14 protein-coding genes are annotated in these 16292 nt (G+C 74.0%); 11 read left to right on the top strand and 3 right to left on the bottom strand.

Annotated features, from left to right (window positions below; genetic code table 11):
- Nucleotides 1-169: 169 nt before the first annotated feature.
- Together BLW76_RS29815 and BLW76_RS29820 are read left to right on the top strand one after the other, a co-directional pair.
- Nucleotides 170-1474 carry a cellulose binding domain-containing protein gene (locus tag BLW76_RS29815; RefSeq protein WP_091313559.1) on the top strand — a complete coding sequence of 435 codons (1305 nt, stop codon included), beginning with the start codon at nucleotides 170-172 and terminating at the stop codon, nucleotides 1472-1474.
- 57 nt (nucleotides 1475-1531) lie between these two features.
- On the top strand, nucleotides 1532-2530 hold the full coding sequence (locus tag BLW76_RS29820; protein WP_091313561.1) for a LacI family DNA-binding transcriptional regulator: 999 nt from the start codon (nucleotides 1532-1534) through the stop codon (nucleotides 2528-2530).
- On the opposite strand, the gene BLW76_RS29825 is transcribed toward BLW76_RS29820, so the two are convergent.
- From BLW76_RS29825 to BLW76_RS29835, 3 genes are all read right to left on the bottom strand, one after another.
- Nucleotides 2511-3710, bottom strand: coding sequence for an FtsW/RodA/SpoVE family cell cycle protein (locus BLW76_RS29825; protein ID WP_091320023.1), 1200 nt, complete (start codon nucleotides 3708-3710; stop codon nucleotides 2511-2513). The genes BLW76_RS29820 and BLW76_RS29825 overlap by 20 nt on opposite strands.
- A 111-nt stretch (nucleotides 3711-3821) precedes the next feature.
- Nucleotides 3822-4832, bottom strand: coding sequence for a Rieske (2Fe-2S) protein (locus BLW76_RS29830; protein WP_208613412.1), 1011 nt, complete (start codon nucleotides 4830-4832; stop codon nucleotides 3822-3824).
- A 108-nt stretch (nucleotides 4833-4940) separates the two neighbouring features.
- Nucleotides 4941-5831, bottom strand: a complete 891-nt coding sequence (locus BLW76_RS29835) for a MerR family transcriptional regulator (protein WP_091320024.1) — start codon at nucleotides 5829-5831, stop codon at nucleotides 4941-4943.
- A 421-nt stretch (nucleotides 5832-6252) separates the two neighbouring features.
- On the opposite strand from BLW76_RS29835, the gene BLW76_RS29840 reads away from it, so the two are divergent.
- The 9 genes from BLW76_RS29840 (at nucleotide 6253) to BLW76_RS29880 (ending at nucleotide 16265) form a co-directional block, all read left to right on the top strand.
- Nucleotides 6253-7332: a polyprenyl synthetase family protein gene (locus tag BLW76_RS29840; RefSeq protein WP_091313567.1), complete on the top strand. Its 1080-nt coding sequence runs from the start codon at nucleotides 6253-6255 to the stop codon at nucleotides 7330-7332.
- Nucleotides 7333-7432: 100 nt separating this feature from the next.
- On the top strand, nucleotides 7433-8908 hold the full coding sequence (gene crtI / locus BLW76_RS29845) for a phytoene desaturase family protein (RefSeq protein WP_091313570.1): 1476 nt from the start codon (nucleotides 7433-7435) through the stop codon (nucleotides 8906-8908).
- Nucleotides 8905-9867, top strand: coding sequence for a phytoene/squalene synthase family protein (locus BLW76_RS29850; protein ID WP_091313572.1), 963 nt, complete (start codon nucleotides 8905-8907; stop codon nucleotides 9865-9867). Before crtI ends, BLW76_RS29850 begins: the two co-directional genes overlap by 4 nt.
- Nucleotide 9868: 1 nt before the next feature.
- Entirely contained in the window at nucleotides 9869-10210 is a 342-nt protein-coding gene (locus BLW76_RS29855; protein ID WP_091313574.1) for a lycopene cyclase domain-containing protein, read from the top strand.
- Nucleotides 10207-10527 (top strand): lycopene cyclase domain-containing protein, encoded by a 321-nt coding sequence (locus tag BLW76_RS29860; RefSeq protein WP_091313576.1) that lies wholly within the window; start codon nucleotides 10207-10209, stop codon nucleotides 10525-10527. Before BLW76_RS29855 ends, BLW76_RS29860 begins: the two co-directional genes overlap by 4 nt.
- A 5-nt stretch (nucleotides 10528-10532) precedes the next feature.
- Nucleotides 10533-11255, top strand: coding sequence for a class I SAM-dependent methyltransferase (locus tag BLW76_RS29865; RefSeq protein ID WP_425266061.1), 723 nt, complete (start codon nucleotides 10533-10535; stop codon nucleotides 11253-11255).
- A complete protein-coding gene (locus tag BLW76_RS29870) occupies nucleotides 11252-12793 on the top strand; it encodes an FAD-dependent oxidoreductase (RefSeq protein ID WP_091313581.1) in 1542 nt (513 codons plus the stop codon). The genes BLW76_RS29865 and BLW76_RS29870 overlap by 4 nt, the downstream gene beginning before the upstream one ends.
- Nucleotides 12794-12857: 64 nt before the next feature.
- Nucleotides 12858-14081 carry an NAD(P)/FAD-dependent oxidoreductase gene (locus BLW76_RS29875; RefSeq protein ID WP_091313584.1) on the top strand — a complete coding sequence of 408 codons (1224 nt, stop codon included), beginning with the start codon at nucleotides 12858-12860 and terminating at the stop codon, nucleotides 14079-14081.
- 309 nt (nucleotides 14082-14390) lie between these two features.
- Nucleotides 14391-16265: a Calx-beta domain-containing protein gene (locus BLW76_RS29880; protein ID WP_167384774.1), complete on the top strand. Its 1875-nt coding sequence runs from the start codon at nucleotides 14391-14393 to the stop codon at nucleotides 16263-16265.
- The last annotated feature ends 27 nt before the right edge of the window (nucleotides 16266-16292 follow it).

A 16292-nucleotide genomic window follows, 5' to 3' on the forward strand; every position in this document is an offset into this window, starting at 1 on the left:
AGCTTCTCGAACGTCGCCGGATCGCTGTGCACGGCCCGAGGACGGCCGACCGGGCACGGACGTGATTGACAAACGGCGGGTGCGCGGAGGACTCTGGGAGCGCTTCCAGACAACGCCGCCGGGGGCGCTTCCGCCTGCCTGCGGCCGAAGAAGGGCGGAAGGAGAGTCCATGGGATCCGCCTCCCGCCGGAAAGCCGCGCGCCCGGCCGTGCTCGCCGTGATCGCCGTGCTCGTCGTGGGTGTTTCCGTGCTGTGGCCGTGGCAGTCGGGGGCCGCGCCGGTCGCGCCGATCACCGGGAACGCCACCCACTTCGACGCGCTCGGCGCGCCCTACGGCGGCTGCGGCCTGCCGCAGGACATGCTCGACTCGCCCGATTTCGTCGCCCTCAACGTCTACAACACCCCCGGCGACTACAGCTTCTACCCGCGCCCGATCCCGCCCGCGCAGGCCGCGAAGATCGGCCTGTGGGACAACGGCCGCAACTGCGGGCGGTTCGTGCAGGTCACCATCGGCGACTACTGCACCGGCGTCAACGACGGCGCGGCGGGACAACCGTTCTGCCGCAACGGGTCCTGGGTGACCGACGGGTACGCCGGCGCCCAGCTGACCATGGTCGTGGCCGACAGCTGCGGCGACGCGAACGCCTGGTGCCGCGACGATCCCGGGCACCTCGACCTGTCGACGGCGTCGCTCAACCGGTTCGTGAAGAACGGCGTCCCGGTCGGGGACATGAACCCGGCGCACTGGAACAACCGGCGGGTTTCGTGGTCCTACGTGCCCGCCCCGAGCTACACCGGCGACCTGAAACTCGGCTTCCTCCAAGGCTCACAACGGTATTGGACGGCCGTCGCCGTGTCGCACCTGCCCAACGGCGTCCACGGCGTGGAGTTCCTCGGCGCGGACGGCACCTGGCAGCAGGCCCAGCCGGACAGCGACCTCGGGCAGGCCTTCCTCATCGGACCGACCGCCACGGCGGGCACCGCGTACGCGATCCGGGTCCGCGACGCGAGCGACGCGCTCGTCAACGACGGCCGCGTCTATCGCTTCACGTTGCCGGACCAGTGCCTGTCCGGGTGCGCGGCCGCCTACACGGCCATCAGCTACACGACCGGGACGAGCACGCCGACCACCACACCGACGACGACGCCCACCACGCCCACCACGCCGGCCGGGGCGTCGTGCGCGGTGACGTCCGCGGTCACGTCGTCGTGGACCGGCGGGCACCAGCTGGAGTTCACGGTGAGGAACACCGGCTCGGCCGCGCTGACCGGCTGGACGACGGCGTTCTCCTTCGCGGGCGGCCAGCAGCTGACCAACTCGTGGAACGCCGTGCCGGCGCAGACGGGCCGGCAGGTGCAGGCGGTCAACCAGTCCTACAACGGGAGCCTGTCGCCCGGCGCGACGACGACGTGGGGTGCGGTCGTGACCGGCACCGTCCAGCCGTTGGCCGAACTGGCCTGCACTGCCCGCTGACCCTCGGCCCGCGGTGCCCCCTAGGCTCGGCGGCGGAGCCCGGGAGGAGGTGACGGCGTGCCCGGACACGGACACCTGCCGCGGGTCAAGCGCGTGACCATCGAGGACGTGGCCCGCGAGGCCGGCGTGGGTCGGCAGACCGTCTCGCGGGCCCTGCGCGACCTGCCGGAGATCGCCCCGGACACCCGGGAGCGCGTGCTGGCCGCGGCGAGCAGGCTGGGGTACCGGCCGAACGCGCTGGCGAAGGGCATGCGCACCCAGCGGTCGGACGTCATCGCGCTGATCGTCTCCGACATCGCGAACCCGTTCTACCCGGCCGTGGCCCGCGGGGTGTACGACGCCGCCGCGGCGGCCGGGTGCAGTGTCGTGCTGTACAACACCGACGCCGACCCGGGCCGGGAACGCGACGCCCTCGAGGACGCCCTCGCCCGCTCCGCCCGCGGCGTCGTCGGCTTCTTCTACGGCCTCCCCGACGACGTCCTCGCCGGCTACGCGCGCTCGGTCCCGCTGGTGGTCGCCGACCGGCAGCTGCCGCCGGACGTGGCGGCCTCGGTGAGCAACGACTTCGCGAGCGGCACCGCGGCCGCCGTCGAGCTGCTCGCGCGGCGGCCGGACGCCTGCCTCGGCATGCTGGCCGGCCCGGTCGGCGTCGCGGCCGACGAGCGGCGGCTCGCCTTCGTCGCCGCGTGCGCCGCCCACGGGCTCGGCGACGTCTCGGCGCGCATCGTGCCGGGGCCGCCGACCATCGCGGGCGGCACGGCCGCGGCCCACCGGCTCCTCGACGCCCGGCCCGAGGTCAACGGCATCTTCGCGGGCAACGACCTGATGGGCATCGGGGCGGTGCAGGCGGTGCTCGCGCGCGGCGGCGCCGTCCCGCGGGACTGCGCCGTGGTCGGCTTCGACGACCTCGAACTGTCGGCCTACCTCAGCCCGCCGCTCAGTACCGTCCGGATCGACAAGTACGACCACGGGCAGACCCTCGTCCGGGCCCTGCTGGCCGACACCGCCGACCGCATCTCGCTGCCCGTCTCGTTGGTCACCCGCGCGACCGCGTGACGCCGGGGTGGTCAGGGGCGCCGGGCTCGTGGCGCGCGCAGTTGGCGAGGATCCCGAGCATCCCCAGCGTGACCAGCAGCGACGAACCGCCGTAGGAGATCAGCGGCAGCGTGACGCCGGTGACCGGCAGCAGGCCGACGACGTACCCGATGTTGATCGCGGCCTGGGCGACCACCAGCAGGGTGAGCGTGCCCGCCACGAGCCGGATCCAGGGGTCGAGGGCCCGGCGCGCGATCCGCGTCCCCACGATGGCGACGCCGGCGTAGAGCGCGATCACCGCGATGCAGCCGACGAAGCCGAGCTCCTCGCCGACGAGCGCGAAGATGAAGTCGTTCGCCACGCCGGGCAGGTAGCCCCAGTTCGCGCTCCCCTGCCCGAGCCCGCGGCCGAACGCCCCGCCGTCGGCGAGCGCGTACAACGCCTGGGTCGTCTGGTAGGCACCGGAGTCCGGGCCCGGCGAGTCGGACAGGAACGTCAGGACGCGCCCCAGCCGGTAGTCCGCGGACAGGGCGAGCACGGTGAAGCCCGCGGCCGCGCCGGACACCAGTGCCGCGAACAGCCCGGCGGGGATGCCCGCGAACCAGAGCAGGCCCAGCATGACGACGCCGAGGGTGATCGTGCCGCTGAGGTTCGGCTGGGCCATCACCAGCGCGAACATCAGCAGCGTCACCGGGACCACGGGCACCAGCAGGTGCCGCCACCGGTGCAGCAGGTGCTCCTTGGCCACCAGGACGTGCGCGCCCCACAACACCAGCGCGAGCTTGGCGAACTCGATCGGCTGGACCGACTGCCCGGCGATGACGAACCAGCGCTGCGCCCCGCCGCCCGCCGAGCCCAGCGGGGTGAGCACGAGGACCAGCATGCCGAGCGCCACGGCCATCGCCTTGCTCGCCAGCCCCCGGATCTTCCGCAGCGGCAGGCGCAGGCCGAGCCAGAACACCCCGGACCCCAGTACCAGGTACGTGAGGTGCTTGAAGAACATGTCGTACTGGCCGCCGCCGGTGCTCGGGTCGTAGGAGGAGACGGACGAGGCGCTCAGCACCATCACGGCCCCGAAGAGCCCGAGGATCCCGGTCAGGGCCAGCACGAGGTGGAACGACGCGAGCGGCCGCGTCAGCCACCCGGTCAGCGCCTGCCCCGCCCGCGGACGGCGGACCGCTGCCCGTTCCTTGACGTCGATGACGCGCCCCCCACCCCGCTGCGGGAACGGCGGCTCCGTCCCGGCCACGCCAAGCTAGCCACATCCGCCTGGCAGGATCCTGAGAACGCGGACTTCCGTCAGTGGCGTTCTTCAGGGGCGGTCTTCGCGCAGGGCGTAGCGGCGCTCGGCGTAGGCGAGGTCGTCCCGCCACAGCCGGGCGGCGGCCCGGCGCATGAGCGGCCGCAGGGCCGGTGCCAGCCGGGCCGCCGCGGCGAACCCCGGCCGGCCGGAGGCGGCGATCGTCGCCTCGATCACCGCCGTGCGGGGCCGGCCGTCGCGGTCCGGGCCGAGCGGGGTCGCGTGGGTCTCCACGACGCTGCCGGTGCCCTCACCGTCCACAATGGTCATCAGGACGGTGCGCGGGCCCGGGCAGGTGAACTCGGCGAGCACCGGGACGCCGAGCTTGCCCGCCAGCCGGAACGTCACCTCGACCACGAACCGGTCGTCGGCTTCCGCGACGTCGACGCCCTGCGGAGCCGAGAGCACGCGCAGCCGGGCGAACGAGTACGGGTGGAACCACGCGCCGTGCCACGGGTCGAGGCGGTTGGCGACGACGTCTTCTGGCTCGCAGACGCCGGTCAGCGTCGCGACGGCGTCGACCGTGGTCCCAGCCGGGCGGGCCGGCACGAGCGGCCGCTCGGTGGGCTGTTCGCCGCCGGCGCCGTCGAGGCGCACCCACGCCAGGACGCCGTCGTCGAAGGACGGCAGCGCCGTCCAGCCGGGCCGGCCCGCGCCGACGCGCAGGCCGTGCCACCGGCAGACCAGCTCGCCGCAGTGCACGCGAGCCTGGTCCAGCGGCGCGCCGAGGTGGGGGCACGCGCCCGGGCCGACCAGCAGCCCGCCGTCCGGACCGCGCCACGCGACCAGCTCTCGGCCGCCTACCCGCGCTCCGAAGGGCCGGTCGGCCCGGATGTCCCGAGCCGCGGCGAAGACGTACCAGTTGCCCGACGGCCGGGCGCCCGCCCGCTTGACCGCCGCCTCGATCAGCGCGGGGCTGCAGGCGGCGTAGGTGGGTTCCTGCCGGGCCCACGCCGGTTCCCGGAACGGCTGCACCGGCCACCGCGCCGGCCAGCGCTCGATCACCTGCCGCTTGAGGTCCACCGGTTGCGCTCCCGCCTGTCCCGGCCGGCCGGGACGGCCGGCACGCGAGTCATCCTCAGGCATCTGGAGCGGTTCCGCAACGCTTTGCCCGCCGCTCGGGTGCGGGGTTCAGGCCTTCAGGCGTTCGGTGGCCAGCTCCAGCGCCGCGGGCAGGTCGTTGACCCAGGGGGTGTCCCGCTCGACGAGGTCCGCCCAGCCCGGCCCCGCCGTCGCGACGTCGAAACCCCGCCGCCGCAGCCGCCGGGCGAGCAGGTCGTCGGCGGTGGCGGCGGACATCGACCACAGGAACACCACGACCGGGTCGAGCTTGGCCGCGATCGCGACGGTCGTCTCGGCCGGCACCAGCTGGCCGAGGTGGACCGCCGGGATGCCGACCTCCACCATGGCGGCCCGCAGCACCTCCATCGGCAGGCTGTGCCGCTCGTCCGGGCAGCACGCGAGCAGCACCGCCCGGCCCGGCGGGGTGTTCGCGAACCCGGCGCTGTAGCGCTGCAGGGCCAGCGAAATCTCCCCGGTCAGGGCCCATTCGGCGGCGAAGCAGACGTCTCCGCGCAGCCAGCGGCCGCCGAGGTGGCGCAGCACGGGGACGAGCACCTCGGTCCAGGCCGCGGCCGGGCCGAGGGCGTCCAGCGTTTCGTCCAGCAGTGCCGCCAGCGCCGCGAACTCGAGGCCTTCCGCGGCCCGCACGAGCTCCTCGGCGTGCCGTTCGGCGGACAGCTCGGGGACCGCTTCGCCGGCCCCGGAAAACGCCGCCGCGGCGGCCTCCCTGGCCCGCATCCCGCGGTCCATGAGCCGGTGCATGTACTGCAGCCGGCGGACGTCGGCGTCGGAGTAGCGCCGGTGCCGCCCGTCGTCGCGCAGCGTCGGGCCGACGCCGTACCGCGCGGCCCAGGTCCGCAGCGTCACCGGCGAGACGCCGAGCAGTTCGGCGACCTTGCCGGGCGTCCACGCACCGCCGGGCCGGGGCCCGTCCCGGCCGCTGACCGCGTCGACGTCCATCACCACCACGTTCTTCCAAGCCAGGCCCTGTCCGCTTCCACGGATACGGCATCCGGCACCCGCCGGACCCCCACGGCACGCCCGGACGCGCCGTCCGAATGACCATTTGTGACCCACGCCACAGATTATCCGGCTCGCCGCGGGCTACGCGTGTCCGACGGACACCCGGCGACGCCCGGGTGCAGACAGGGCGCCGCCGGGTGCGGGGCCCGCGGCCGAGGGGTGACCTGACGGACCCGCCGGGACGGGTGTGGCATCGCCGTCCCGACCACAGGAAGGTCGTTTGTCCGGCTGTGCATCGATTCGCGGCGGGACCAGCCGAGCTCACTGCGTTCAAGTGGACAAGCTACCGCAGTTGTGAAACGGTTGCGATTCGAATAGGCCGATCGTGCAGAGAGTGCCGAGAATCGAGGGGCGTCGGATGACCACGACCACAGCAGTGGCCCCCGCCGAGCAGCTGGACGCGCTGAGCCGTCGCTGCCTCGCCGAGGCGCACGGGTTCGTGACCGCGCGGGCGAAGGAGCACTTCTCCGGCCGCAGCGAAGGCGCGCTCGCCGAAACGGCCGTCCCGGAGTTCGTGGCGGGCGGGAAGTGCCTCCGGCCGCTGTTCGCCTACGTCGGGTGGCGGTGCGGGCAGCCGGACTCCGGCGCCGCGATCCGCGCGGCCGCCGCGCTGGAACTGCTGCACTGCTTCGCCATGGCCCAGGACGACGTCATGGACGGCTCGGAGCTGCGCCGCGGCCGCACCGCCCTGCACCTCCGGTTCGCCCGGTGGCACGAGGAGCAGGGCTGGGCGGGCTCGGCACGGCGGTTCGGCGAGTCCGCCGCGATCCTGTTCGGAGACCTGTTCCTCGTGTGGTCGGAGCAGCTGCTGCGCGAAAGCGGGCTGACGGCCGAACAGCTGGCCCGCGGCTGGCCGCACTACGACGCGATGCGTGCCGAACTGGCCGTCGGGCAGCTCGGCGACCTGGTGAACGACGCCAGGGCGCTGCCCAGCTGGGACACCCTGCTCGACGTGCTGCGCCGCAAGTCCGGCAACTACACGGTCCGCCGTCCCCTGGAGTTCGGGGCGGCACTGGCCGGCTGCGGCCCCGAGCTGCTGGCCGGGCTGGGCGAGTTCGGCGGCCTGGTGGGCGAGGCGTTCCAGCTGCGCGACGACCTGCTGGGCGTGTTCGGCGACCCGGCGGTCACCGGCAAGCCGGCCGGCCAGGACCTGCGCGACCGCAAGGCCTCCAGCGTGGTGGTGCTCGCCGCGGCGATGGCCGACCGGCGGCGCCAGACCGAGTTCGCCGAGCTGGTCGAGCTGGAGACGGTGGACGACGAAGCCGTCGCGCGCTGGCGGGAGCTGATCGTGGCGACCGGGGCGAGGGACCGGCTGGGCGAGCTGATCCGCGAACGGGCGGACAAGGCCCTCGCGGCCATCGACCCGGCGGTCGTCCCGCGCCACGCCGCCGACCTGCTCACGGCCCTCGCGGCGCGGTGCACGGAGCGGGACCGATGACGGGCGGGCGTGGCAGCGGGTCCGAACGTCATGAACGACTCTTTCATGACATCAGACGTCATGAAAGAGTCGTTCATTGCACCGGCGCGGAGCGGGACCGATGAGGACCGTCCCGGGACCGGTGGACCGCGTCGTCGTCGTGGGGGCCGGGCTGTCCGGCCTGGCCGCCGCCCTGCACCTGGCCGGCCGGGGACGGGAGGTCACCGTCCTCGAACGGGACCCCGGGCCCGGTGGGCGCGCCGGGCGGGTCGAACGGCACGGCTACCTGCTCGACACCGGGCCCACCGTGCTGACCATGCCGTCGATCCTGCGCGACACCTTCGCCGCCGTCGGGGCCGACCTCACCGCGGAACTCCCGCTCACCCGGCTCGATCCGGCGTACGTCGCGCAGTTCGCCGACGGCAGCACCCTGCCCGTGCACACCGACGCCGCCGCGATGACCGACGCCGTCCGTGACTTCGCCGGCCCGGCCGAGGCCGCCGGGTACGTCCGGCTGCGCGACTGGCTGACCCGCCTGTACCGCGCCGAGTTCGGCCGGTTCATCGACGCGAACATCGACTCCCCGCTCGGCATGCTCCGGCCGGAGCTCGCCCGGCTCGTCGCGCTGGGCGGGTTCCGGCAGCTCGACGGCCAGGTCGGCCGGTTCCTGCGCGACGAACGCCTCAAGCGGGTGTTCACCTTCCAAGCCCTCTACGCGGGCGAGTCGCCGATGCGGGCGCTGGCCCTCTACGCCGTGATCTCGTACATGGACACCGTCGGCGGGGTGTACTTCCCGCCGGGCGGCATCGCGGCCCTGCCGCAGGCGCTCGCCCGCGTCGCGGCCGGCGCCGGGGTCAAGTTCGGCTACGGCGACGCCGTCAGCGAGCTCGAACGCACCGGCTCGCGCGTCACCGCCGTCCGCACCGCCGCGGGGGCGCGCTACCCGTGCGACGCCGTCGTCCTGACGACCGAACTGCCCGAGAGCCACCGGCTGCTCGGCCGGCGGCCACGACGGCCCGTGCCGCTGCGGGCCGCGCCGTCGGCGGTCGTCGTGCACGCCGGCGGTCCGGCCACCCAGCCCGAAACCGCGCACCACACGATCTCCTTCGGCCACGGCTGGCGGTCGACCTTCGACGAGCTCATCACCCAGGGGCGGCGGATGAGCGACCCCTCGCTGCTCGTCACCCGGCCGACCGCGTCCGATCCCGGGCTCGCCCCGCCCGGGCGCCAGCTCTACTCCGTGCTCGCCCCGGTGCCCAACCTCGACCGCGGGCCCGCGGACTGGGCCACCGCAACGGATTCCTACGCCGAAGAGGTCCTCGACGTGGCCCGTGCGCGGCTGCTTCCCGGTTTCACCCCGGATTTCACCTACGTGCTCGGACCGGCCGAGTGGGCCGAGCGCGGCCTGGTCGCCGGGACGCCGTTCAGCTACGCCCATTCCTTCGGCCAGACCGGGCCGTTCCGGCCGCGGAACCTGCCCCGCGGCACGGACAACGTCGTCCTGGCCGGCGGCGCCACCGTGCCCGGCGTCGGCGTGCCGACCGTGCTCATCTCCGGCAGACTGGCCGCCGACCGGATCACCGGAGGGACCCGATGACCCGACGCGAACTCGACGCCGCCGGCATCCGTGAACCCGGGCTGCGCGCGGCCTACACGTGGTGCCGCGAGCTCAACGCCCGGCACGGCCGCACCTACTTCCTCGCGACGCGCCTGCTGACCCCGGCGCAGCGGCCGGCGATCCACGCGCTCTACGGCTTCGCCCGGTGGCTCGACGACATCGTCGACGAACCGGACGACGACGCCACCCCGGAGACGCTCGACCTCCGCCTGCACGAGGTCGAGAAGCACTTCCTCGCCGACCTCGACGCCGGGGCGAGCGACGACCCGCTGCTGACCGCGGTGATCGACACCGCGGCCCGCTACACGCTCGCCAAGGCGTACTTCGAGGCGTTCTTCACCTCGATGCGGATGGACCTGACCGTCACCGGCTACGCCACCCGCGCGGAGCTCGACACCTACGTGCACGGCTCGGCCGAGGTGATCGGGCTGCAGGTGCTGCCCGTGCTCGGCACGGTCGCGCCCCGCGCGGAAGCCGAGCCGCGGGCCGCCGCGCTCGGGAAAGCCTTCCAGCTCACCAACTTCCTGCGCGACGTCGCCGAGGACCTCGGCCGCGGCCGCGTCTACCTGCCCGCCGACGAGCTGGCCGCGGACGGCGTCGACCGCGAACGGCTGGCCTGGTGCGCCCGCGAAGGCCGGGCCGATCGGCAGGTGCGGTCCGCGATCCGCGCCCAGATCGCCGTCACCCGCGAGATCTACGCCGAAGCCCGGCCGGGCATCGCCATGCTGCACCCGGTTTCCCGCCCGTGCGTGGCGACCGCGGCCCGGTTGTACGGCGGCATCCTCGACCGCATCGAAGCCGCCGGCCACGACGTCTTCGCCGGGCGCGCGGCGGTTTCCCGCGGGCAGCGGCTGGCCGTGGCGTGCGGGGCCGTGGCGCGGACGCAGTGGGCCCGGCGGCGCCACCCCGCCCCGGCGCTCCCGGTGGCGGTGAACTGACGTGGGCAAGGCCGAATACCTCGTCGTGCTGGCCGCGTGCGTGCTCGTCACCCTGCCGCTGGAGCTCGCGGGAGCGCGCGTCTACCGGCAGCCCCGGCGGCTGGCGCGCGCGGTGCTGCCGGTCGCGCTCGTGTTCCTGGTCTGGGACGTGCTGGCGATCGCCGGCGGCGTCTGGGACTACGCGCCCGAGCACGTCACCGGCCTCCGCGCCCCGTTCGCCGTGCCGCTGGAGGAGATCCTGTTCTTCGTGGTCATCCCGATCTGCGGGCTGCTGACCTACGAGGGCGTCCAGCTCACCATCGCGGTGGTCAGGCGGCTCGCCCGGAAGGAGGCCCGCCGGTGATCCCCTGGGGCTACACCGTGCCCGCGGTCGCCGCGGTGGCCGTCGTCGTGCTGCTCGAACTCCGCCTGCTGCGCACGGGCCTGTTCCGGCGGCCCGCGTACTGGATCTCGATGGCGATCGTGACCGCGTTCCAGATCCCGGTGGACGGCTGGCTGACCAAGCTGTCCGACCCGATCGTCCGCTACTCCCCCGAACACATCACCGGCTGGCGCTTCCCGTGGGACATCCCCGTCGAGGACTTCCTCTTCGGCTTCGCGCTGGTGACCGCCGTGCTGCTGGTGTGGGAACGAACCTGCCCCCGACGGGAGCGCGCGTGAACGCCATGGCGAAGGACGGCCTGCCCCGCGGGGCGGTGCCGTCGGCCTTCGACACCGAAGCGCGGTGGTACGACCGGCTGGTCGGTGCCAACCCGGGCTACCACGAACACCTCCGGCTCTCGGCGCGGCGGCTGGCGCTGCCGCCGGACGGGACGGGCCTGCGGCTGCTCGACGCCGGCTGCGGCACGGGCGCGTCGACGGCGGCGCTGCTGTCCGTCGCGCCCGGGGCGGAGATCACCGCGTTCGACGCGTCCGGGGAGATGCTCGCGCAGGCCCGCGCCAAGGACTGGCCGGCGAACGTCACCTTCGTCCACACGCCGGTCGAGGACCTCGACGGCGTTTCCGGCCCGTTCGACGCGATCCTGGCGGCGTACCTGTTGCGCAACCTGACCGAGCCGACAGTCCAGCTGCGGCGGCTGCGCGGGCTGCTGCGGCCCGGCGGCCGCATTGCCGTCCACGAGTACTCCGTCCGGGATTCGCGGCGCGCCCGCTGGGTGTGGAACGCGGTCTGCGCGGGCGTGATCATCCCCCTCGGGAAGGTCACCACCGGCGACGCGACCCTCTACCGCCACCTGCGGCGCAGCGTCACCGGGTTCGACGGGATCGCCGCGCTCGCCGGCCGGCTCGCCGAGGCCGGTTTCACCGACGTCCGCACCGGAACGATGCCCGGCTGGCAGCACGGCGTCGTCCACACCGTCCTCGGCACCAACCCGCTGGAGCAGCCGTGACCCGTCCCGTCGGCACCGATCGCCGGATCGAGACGCGGCCCGCTCCGCCCGGCCTGGCCGACGCCGGGCTGCTCGGCCGCCGCCCGGCCGCGGCGGTCGTCGGCGGCGGCATCGCGGGCCTCACCGCGGCCACCGGGCTGGCCGAGCGGGGTGTCACGGTGACGCTCTTCGAGCGTGACGGCCACCTGGGCGGCCGCGTCGGCGGCTGGGCCGACCGGCTGCCGGACGGCACCGGCGTCACCATGAGCCGGGGCTTCCACGCGTTCTTCCGCCAGTACTACAACCTGCGGGCGCTGCTCATGCGCACCGATCCCGGGCTCGACCGGCTGACCCCGCTGGCCGACTACCCATTGCTGGACGCCGAGGGCCGCACGGACACGTTCGCCGGACTCCCCCGGACGCCGCCGTGGAACGCGCTGGCGTTCGCCTGGCGCAGCCCGACGTTCACCCCGCGGGACCTGGTGCGCCTCGACGGCCGCGCGGCCCTGCCGCTGGCGACGGTCAGCGTCCCGGAGACCTACCACCGGCTCGACGGCACCGACGCGGCGAGCTTCCTCGACGCGATCAACTTCCCCGAAGCGGCCAAGCACCTGGCGTTCGAGGTGTTCTCGCGCAGCTTCTTCGCCGATCCGCGCGAGCTGTCCGCGGCGGAGCTGGCGACCATGTTCCACCTGTACTTCCTGGGCTCCAGCGAAGGCCTGGTGTTCGACGTGCCGACGGAGCCGTTCCCGCAGGCGCTGTGGGATCCCCTCGCCGGGTACCTGGCCGACCGCCGGGTGAGCATCCGGACCGGCACCCCGGTGGCGTCGCTCGAGCGCACCCCGGACGGCTTCGCGGTCACGACGGCTCAGGAGGTCGCGGAGTTCGACGCCGTCGTGCTCGCCTGTGACGTGCGGGGGCTGCGGGAGATCGTCGCCGCGTCGCACGGGCTGGGCACGCCCGAGTGGCGCGCCGCGGTGGGCGGGTTGCGCACCGCGCCGCCGTTCCTGGTCCGCCGGCTCTGGCTGGACCGGCCGGTCGACGCGACCCGGCCGTCGTTCCTGGGCACCGGGAGCGTGCCGCCGCTGGACAACATCAGCGTGCTGGACCGCTACGAGGGCGAAGCACGGCGCTGGGCGGCCCGCACCGGCGGCTCGGTCGTGGAGCTGCACGCCTACGCGGCCACGACCGACGACCGCGAGACGCTGGTGAAGGCCGTGGACGACCGGCTGCACGCGATCTACCCGGAGACCGCCGGCGCGGGGGTGACGGCGTCGATTTCGTTGTGGCGCGAGGATTGCCCGCTCTTCGGGCTGGGTGACTTCGCCCGCCGCCCGACGGTCGGGACACCGGACCCGGCGCTGGCACTGGCCGGCGACGGCATCCGGATCGACCTGCCGGTCGCCCTGATGGAACGCGCGGCGACGACCGGCTGGGCCGCGGCGAACACGCTCCTGGCCGGCTGGGGGCTCGCCGGGCACCCGCTGCGGTCGGTGCCCAACCGCGGCCGGATCGGCCTGCTCAACCGGCTCGCGGCGACCCGGTCGTTCGGCGGGTGAGCGCGATGCCTTTCGACCGCGCACGCCCGGCGCCCTCCACCCCCCACTCCGGCAGGTGAGCGAAATGGCCGAAGTCGTCATCGTCGGAGCCGGGCTCGCCGGCTTGGCCGCGGCCGTCACGCTGCACCGGGCCGGGGTGCCGTGCGCGGTGCTCGAGGCCTCCGACGACGTGGGCGGCCGGGTGCGCACCGACGTCGTCGACGGCTTCCGGCTCGACCGCGGGTTCCAGATCCTCAACCCGGCCTATCCGGCGATCCGGCGCCTGGTCGACGTCGACGCCCTGGAACTCGGCCGCTTCTGGCGCGCGGTCCGGGTGGCCGACGACGACCGCGTCTCGCTGCTCGGCCACCCGCTCGACACGCCCAAGGCCCTGCGCGACATCGCGGCCCGCCGCTACCTGTCGGCGAAGGACCTGGCGGCGCTCGGGACGCTGTCCGCGCGTGTCGCCGCGGGACCGGCCCAGGCCGTCGTCGACCGCGCCGACCGCACGACGCTCGACGAGCTGCGCCACGCCGGGCTGTCGGCGCGGGCCGTGGAAACCGTGCTGCGGCCGTTCCTCTCCGGGGTGTTCCTGGAACCCGAGCTGACCACCTCGGCCCGGTTCTTCCAGCTGGTGTGGCGGAGTTTCCTGCGGTCGGCCCCGTCGCTGCCGTCGCTCGGCATGGGCGAGCTGCCGCGGCAGCTCGCCCGGACCCTGCCGACGTCGGCGATCCACCTGGACACCCCGGTCGAGGAGGTCCGCCCGGGCGAGGTCCGCACGGCGGGCGGCGAGGTGTGGCCGGCCCGCGCGGTCGTCGTCGCCACCGACGGCTCGACCGCCGCCCGGCTGGCCGGCGTCGCGGAACCGCGCTGGAACAGCGGGACGACGTGGTACTTCGCCCCACCGCGGTCGCCGTTGCGCGAGCCGGTGATCGTGCTCGACGCGCGCGGTGGGCCGGTGGTCACCACGAGCGTGGTCAGCGAGGTGTGCCCGGCCTACGCCCCGCCCGGCGCCGCGCTCGTGAGCGCGTCGGCGCTGACGGCCCTGCCGGAGAGCGAGGTGCGCCGGGCACTGGGCCGGATGTACCGCACGGACGCGACACGCTGGCCGCTGGTCGCCCGCTACGAGATCGCGCACGCGCTCCCGGCGATGCCGCCACCCCACGAGCTGCGCCGCCCGGTGCGGCTGGGCGAGGGCCGGTACGTGTGCGGCGACCACCGCGACACGAGTTCGCTCCAGGGCGCCATCGCCTCCGGTGCCCGGGCGGCCCGCGCGGTGCTCGCCGATCTCGGCGAACAGGGCCGCTGACCACCGCGGGCATTACGACATCCGGGCGGAAATTCGCTCCCCGCACTGCGAAAACCGCCGCGATCCCGTGCGTCACCCGGCACCGATCGTGCCGAGTCATCACTGAACAGAGTGAAACCCACCCCCGGGTCTTCGCTGTTCCGGCCCGGCAAAACCATGGTTTCGGTAGCCCGAATCCGCCGCCGTGCCCCGTTGAGCGCCTTGACACAGGGCGCTCCGAGTGACGTTCTGCCCGCTCGCTAACGAATTCCCGGCTTTTCCGTCTTCCCGAGGCAACCCGCAGTAATCCGGCCTTCGGAAGGGAAGTCCATGTCGCGGAGATCCTTGTTCGTCGCGCTGACCACGGTCAGTGCCTTGCTCACCCCGGCCGCGGTGGCGGCCGCGGCGCCGCCCGGGGTGGATCCGGCCACCGTCGACCTCACGCTCTCCGCCGGGCAGAGCACCACCGTCACCAAGCACGTCACCACCTCCGCCGTGCCGCCGAACCCCGACCTCGTGCTGCTCGCCGACACCACTGGCAGCATGGGCGGCGCGATCGCCAACGTCCGCACGAACGCCGGCGCCATCACCAGTGACGTGCTCGCCGCGCAGCCGACCGCGCAGTTCGGCGTGGCCGAGTACAAGGACTTCACCGACTCCGTGCCCTTCAAGGTCAACCAGGGCATCACCGGCGACACCGCCGCGGTGCAGGCCGGGATCGACCAGTGGTCGGCGAGCGGCGGCGGCGACTTCCCGGAGGCCGACCTCAACGCCCTCTACGAGCTGGCCAGTGGGGCGGTCACCTTCCGCCCGGACGGCACCCGCATCATCGCCTGGTTCGGCGACGCGCCGTCGCACGATCCCAGCGGCGGGCACACCTTGGCCCAGACCATCGACGCGCTCAAGGCGGCGAAGATCCGCGTGGTCGCGGTCAACGTCGGCAACCTGGACGCCGAGGGCCAGGCCAGCGCGATCGCCACGGCCACCGGCGGCGTGCTGCTGAACAACGTGCCGTCGGACCAGGTGTCGAAGGCCATCCTCGACGGCATCAAGGCCATCGAGGTCACGGTGACGCCGAAGGTCACCAGCTGCGACCCGCAGCTGACGGTCACCAACGCCCCGGCGAGCGTCAAGGTACCCAGCGGCGACGTCGCGACGTTCACCGAGACCATCACGGCCAAGGCCGACGCCGCGCCCGGCACCTACCACTGCACGGTCGACTACCAGGTCGACGGCGTGTCCCGCGGGTACGTCGAGACGACGACCGTGCGCGTGCTCGGCCTGAGCATCAACGACGTCACGGTGACCGAAGGCTCCGGCGGCGCGCCGGTGCCGGCCACCTTCACCGTGTCGCTGGTCGGTGGCGCGAGCCCGAACCCCGTGTCGGTGCACTACGCCACGTCCAACGGCACGGCGACCGCGCCGGCGGACTACCAGGCGGCGAGCGGTGACGTGACCTTCGCGCCCGGCGAGACGACCAAGCCGGTGACCGTCCTGGTCAACCCGGACACCGTCGACGAGCCGAACGAGACGTTCACCGTCACCCTCTCGGCCCCGGTCGGTGCCGGGCTGGTCGACCCGGCCGGCGTCGGCACGATCGTCGACGACGACCGCGACGGCGTGTTCTCCTGCACCGGCACCGCCGCGAACGTCATCGGCATCACCGCGGCCGTGGCGAACCCGGCGAACGTGCCCTGCGCCGACGACAGCAAGACCGTCCTCGACGCGACGCTCAACGCCGGCCTGATCAAGGTCCAGACGCACGCGCTGACCTCGTCGACCGACCTGACGCCGGACAACCAGTCGGCGGCCCCGGCGGCCGGTGACCAGGCGAAGGCGACGGCCAAGATCGACAAGACGGTGATCAGCACGCTCGGGCTGACCATCGAGCTGGGCGTGATCCAGTCCCAGGCGGCGGCGACCTGCCAGCCGTCCCCGGGCGGGCTCGCCCCGGTCCTGACCGGCAGCTCGAACGTCGCTTCGCTGAAGATCAACGGCGTCTCGGTCACGGTGGGCTCGGCGCCGCTGACCATCGCCCTGGTCATCGGCTCGCTGAAGCTGAACGGCCAGACGATCGCCAACGGCGTCGTGAAGCAGCAGGCCGTGGCGCTGGAGACCCCGCTGGCGAAGATCGTGCTCGCGGAGTCCCAGGCCGACGTGCACGGCACCGCCGCGCACCCGGCGGGCAACCCCTGCAAGCGGTGATCCGCTGAACCACCCGGGGCGGGCGGC

The sequence above is a fragment of the Amycolatopsis tolypomycina genome, assembly GCF_900105945.1.
GTDB lineage: Bacteria > Actinomycetota > Actinomycetes > Mycobacteriales > Pseudonocardiaceae > Amycolatopsis > Amycolatopsis tolypomycina.

Bases quoted from the DNA above. Each gene is read 5' to 3' on its own strand.
- BLW76_RS29850 (WP_091313572.1), top strand. From the start codon at position 8,905: ATGACCCGACGCGAACTCGACGCCGCCGGCATCCGTGAACCCGGGCTG.
- BLW76_RS29865 (WP_425266061.1), top strand. From the start codon at position 10,533: ATGGCGAAGGACGGCCTGCCCCGCGGGGCGGTGCCGTCGGCCTTCGAC.
- BLW76_RS29875 (WP_091313584.1), top strand. From the start codon at position 12,858: ATGGCCGAAGTCGTCATCGTCGGAGCCGGGCTCGCCGGCTTGGCCGCG.
- BLW76_RS29835 (WP_091320024.1), bottom strand. From the start codon at position 5,831: ATGGACGTCGACGCGGTCAGCGGCCGGGACGGGCCCCGGCCCGGCGGT.
- crtI (WP_091313570.1), top strand. From the start codon at position 7,433: ATGAGGACCGTCCCGGGACCGGTGGACCGCGTCGTCGTCGTGGGGGCC.
- BLW76_RS29840 (WP_091313567.1), top strand. From the start codon at position 6,253: ATGACCACGACCACAGCAGTGGCCCCCGCCGAGCAGCTGGACGCGCTG.
- BLW76_RS29880 (WP_167384774.1), top strand. From the start codon at position 14,391: ATGTCGCGGAGATCCTTGTTCGTCGCGCTGACCACGGTCAGTGCCTTG.
- BLW76_RS29815 (WP_091313559.1), top strand. From the start codon at position 170: ATGGGATCCGCCTCCCGCCGGAAAGCCGCGCGCCCGGCCGTGCTCGCC.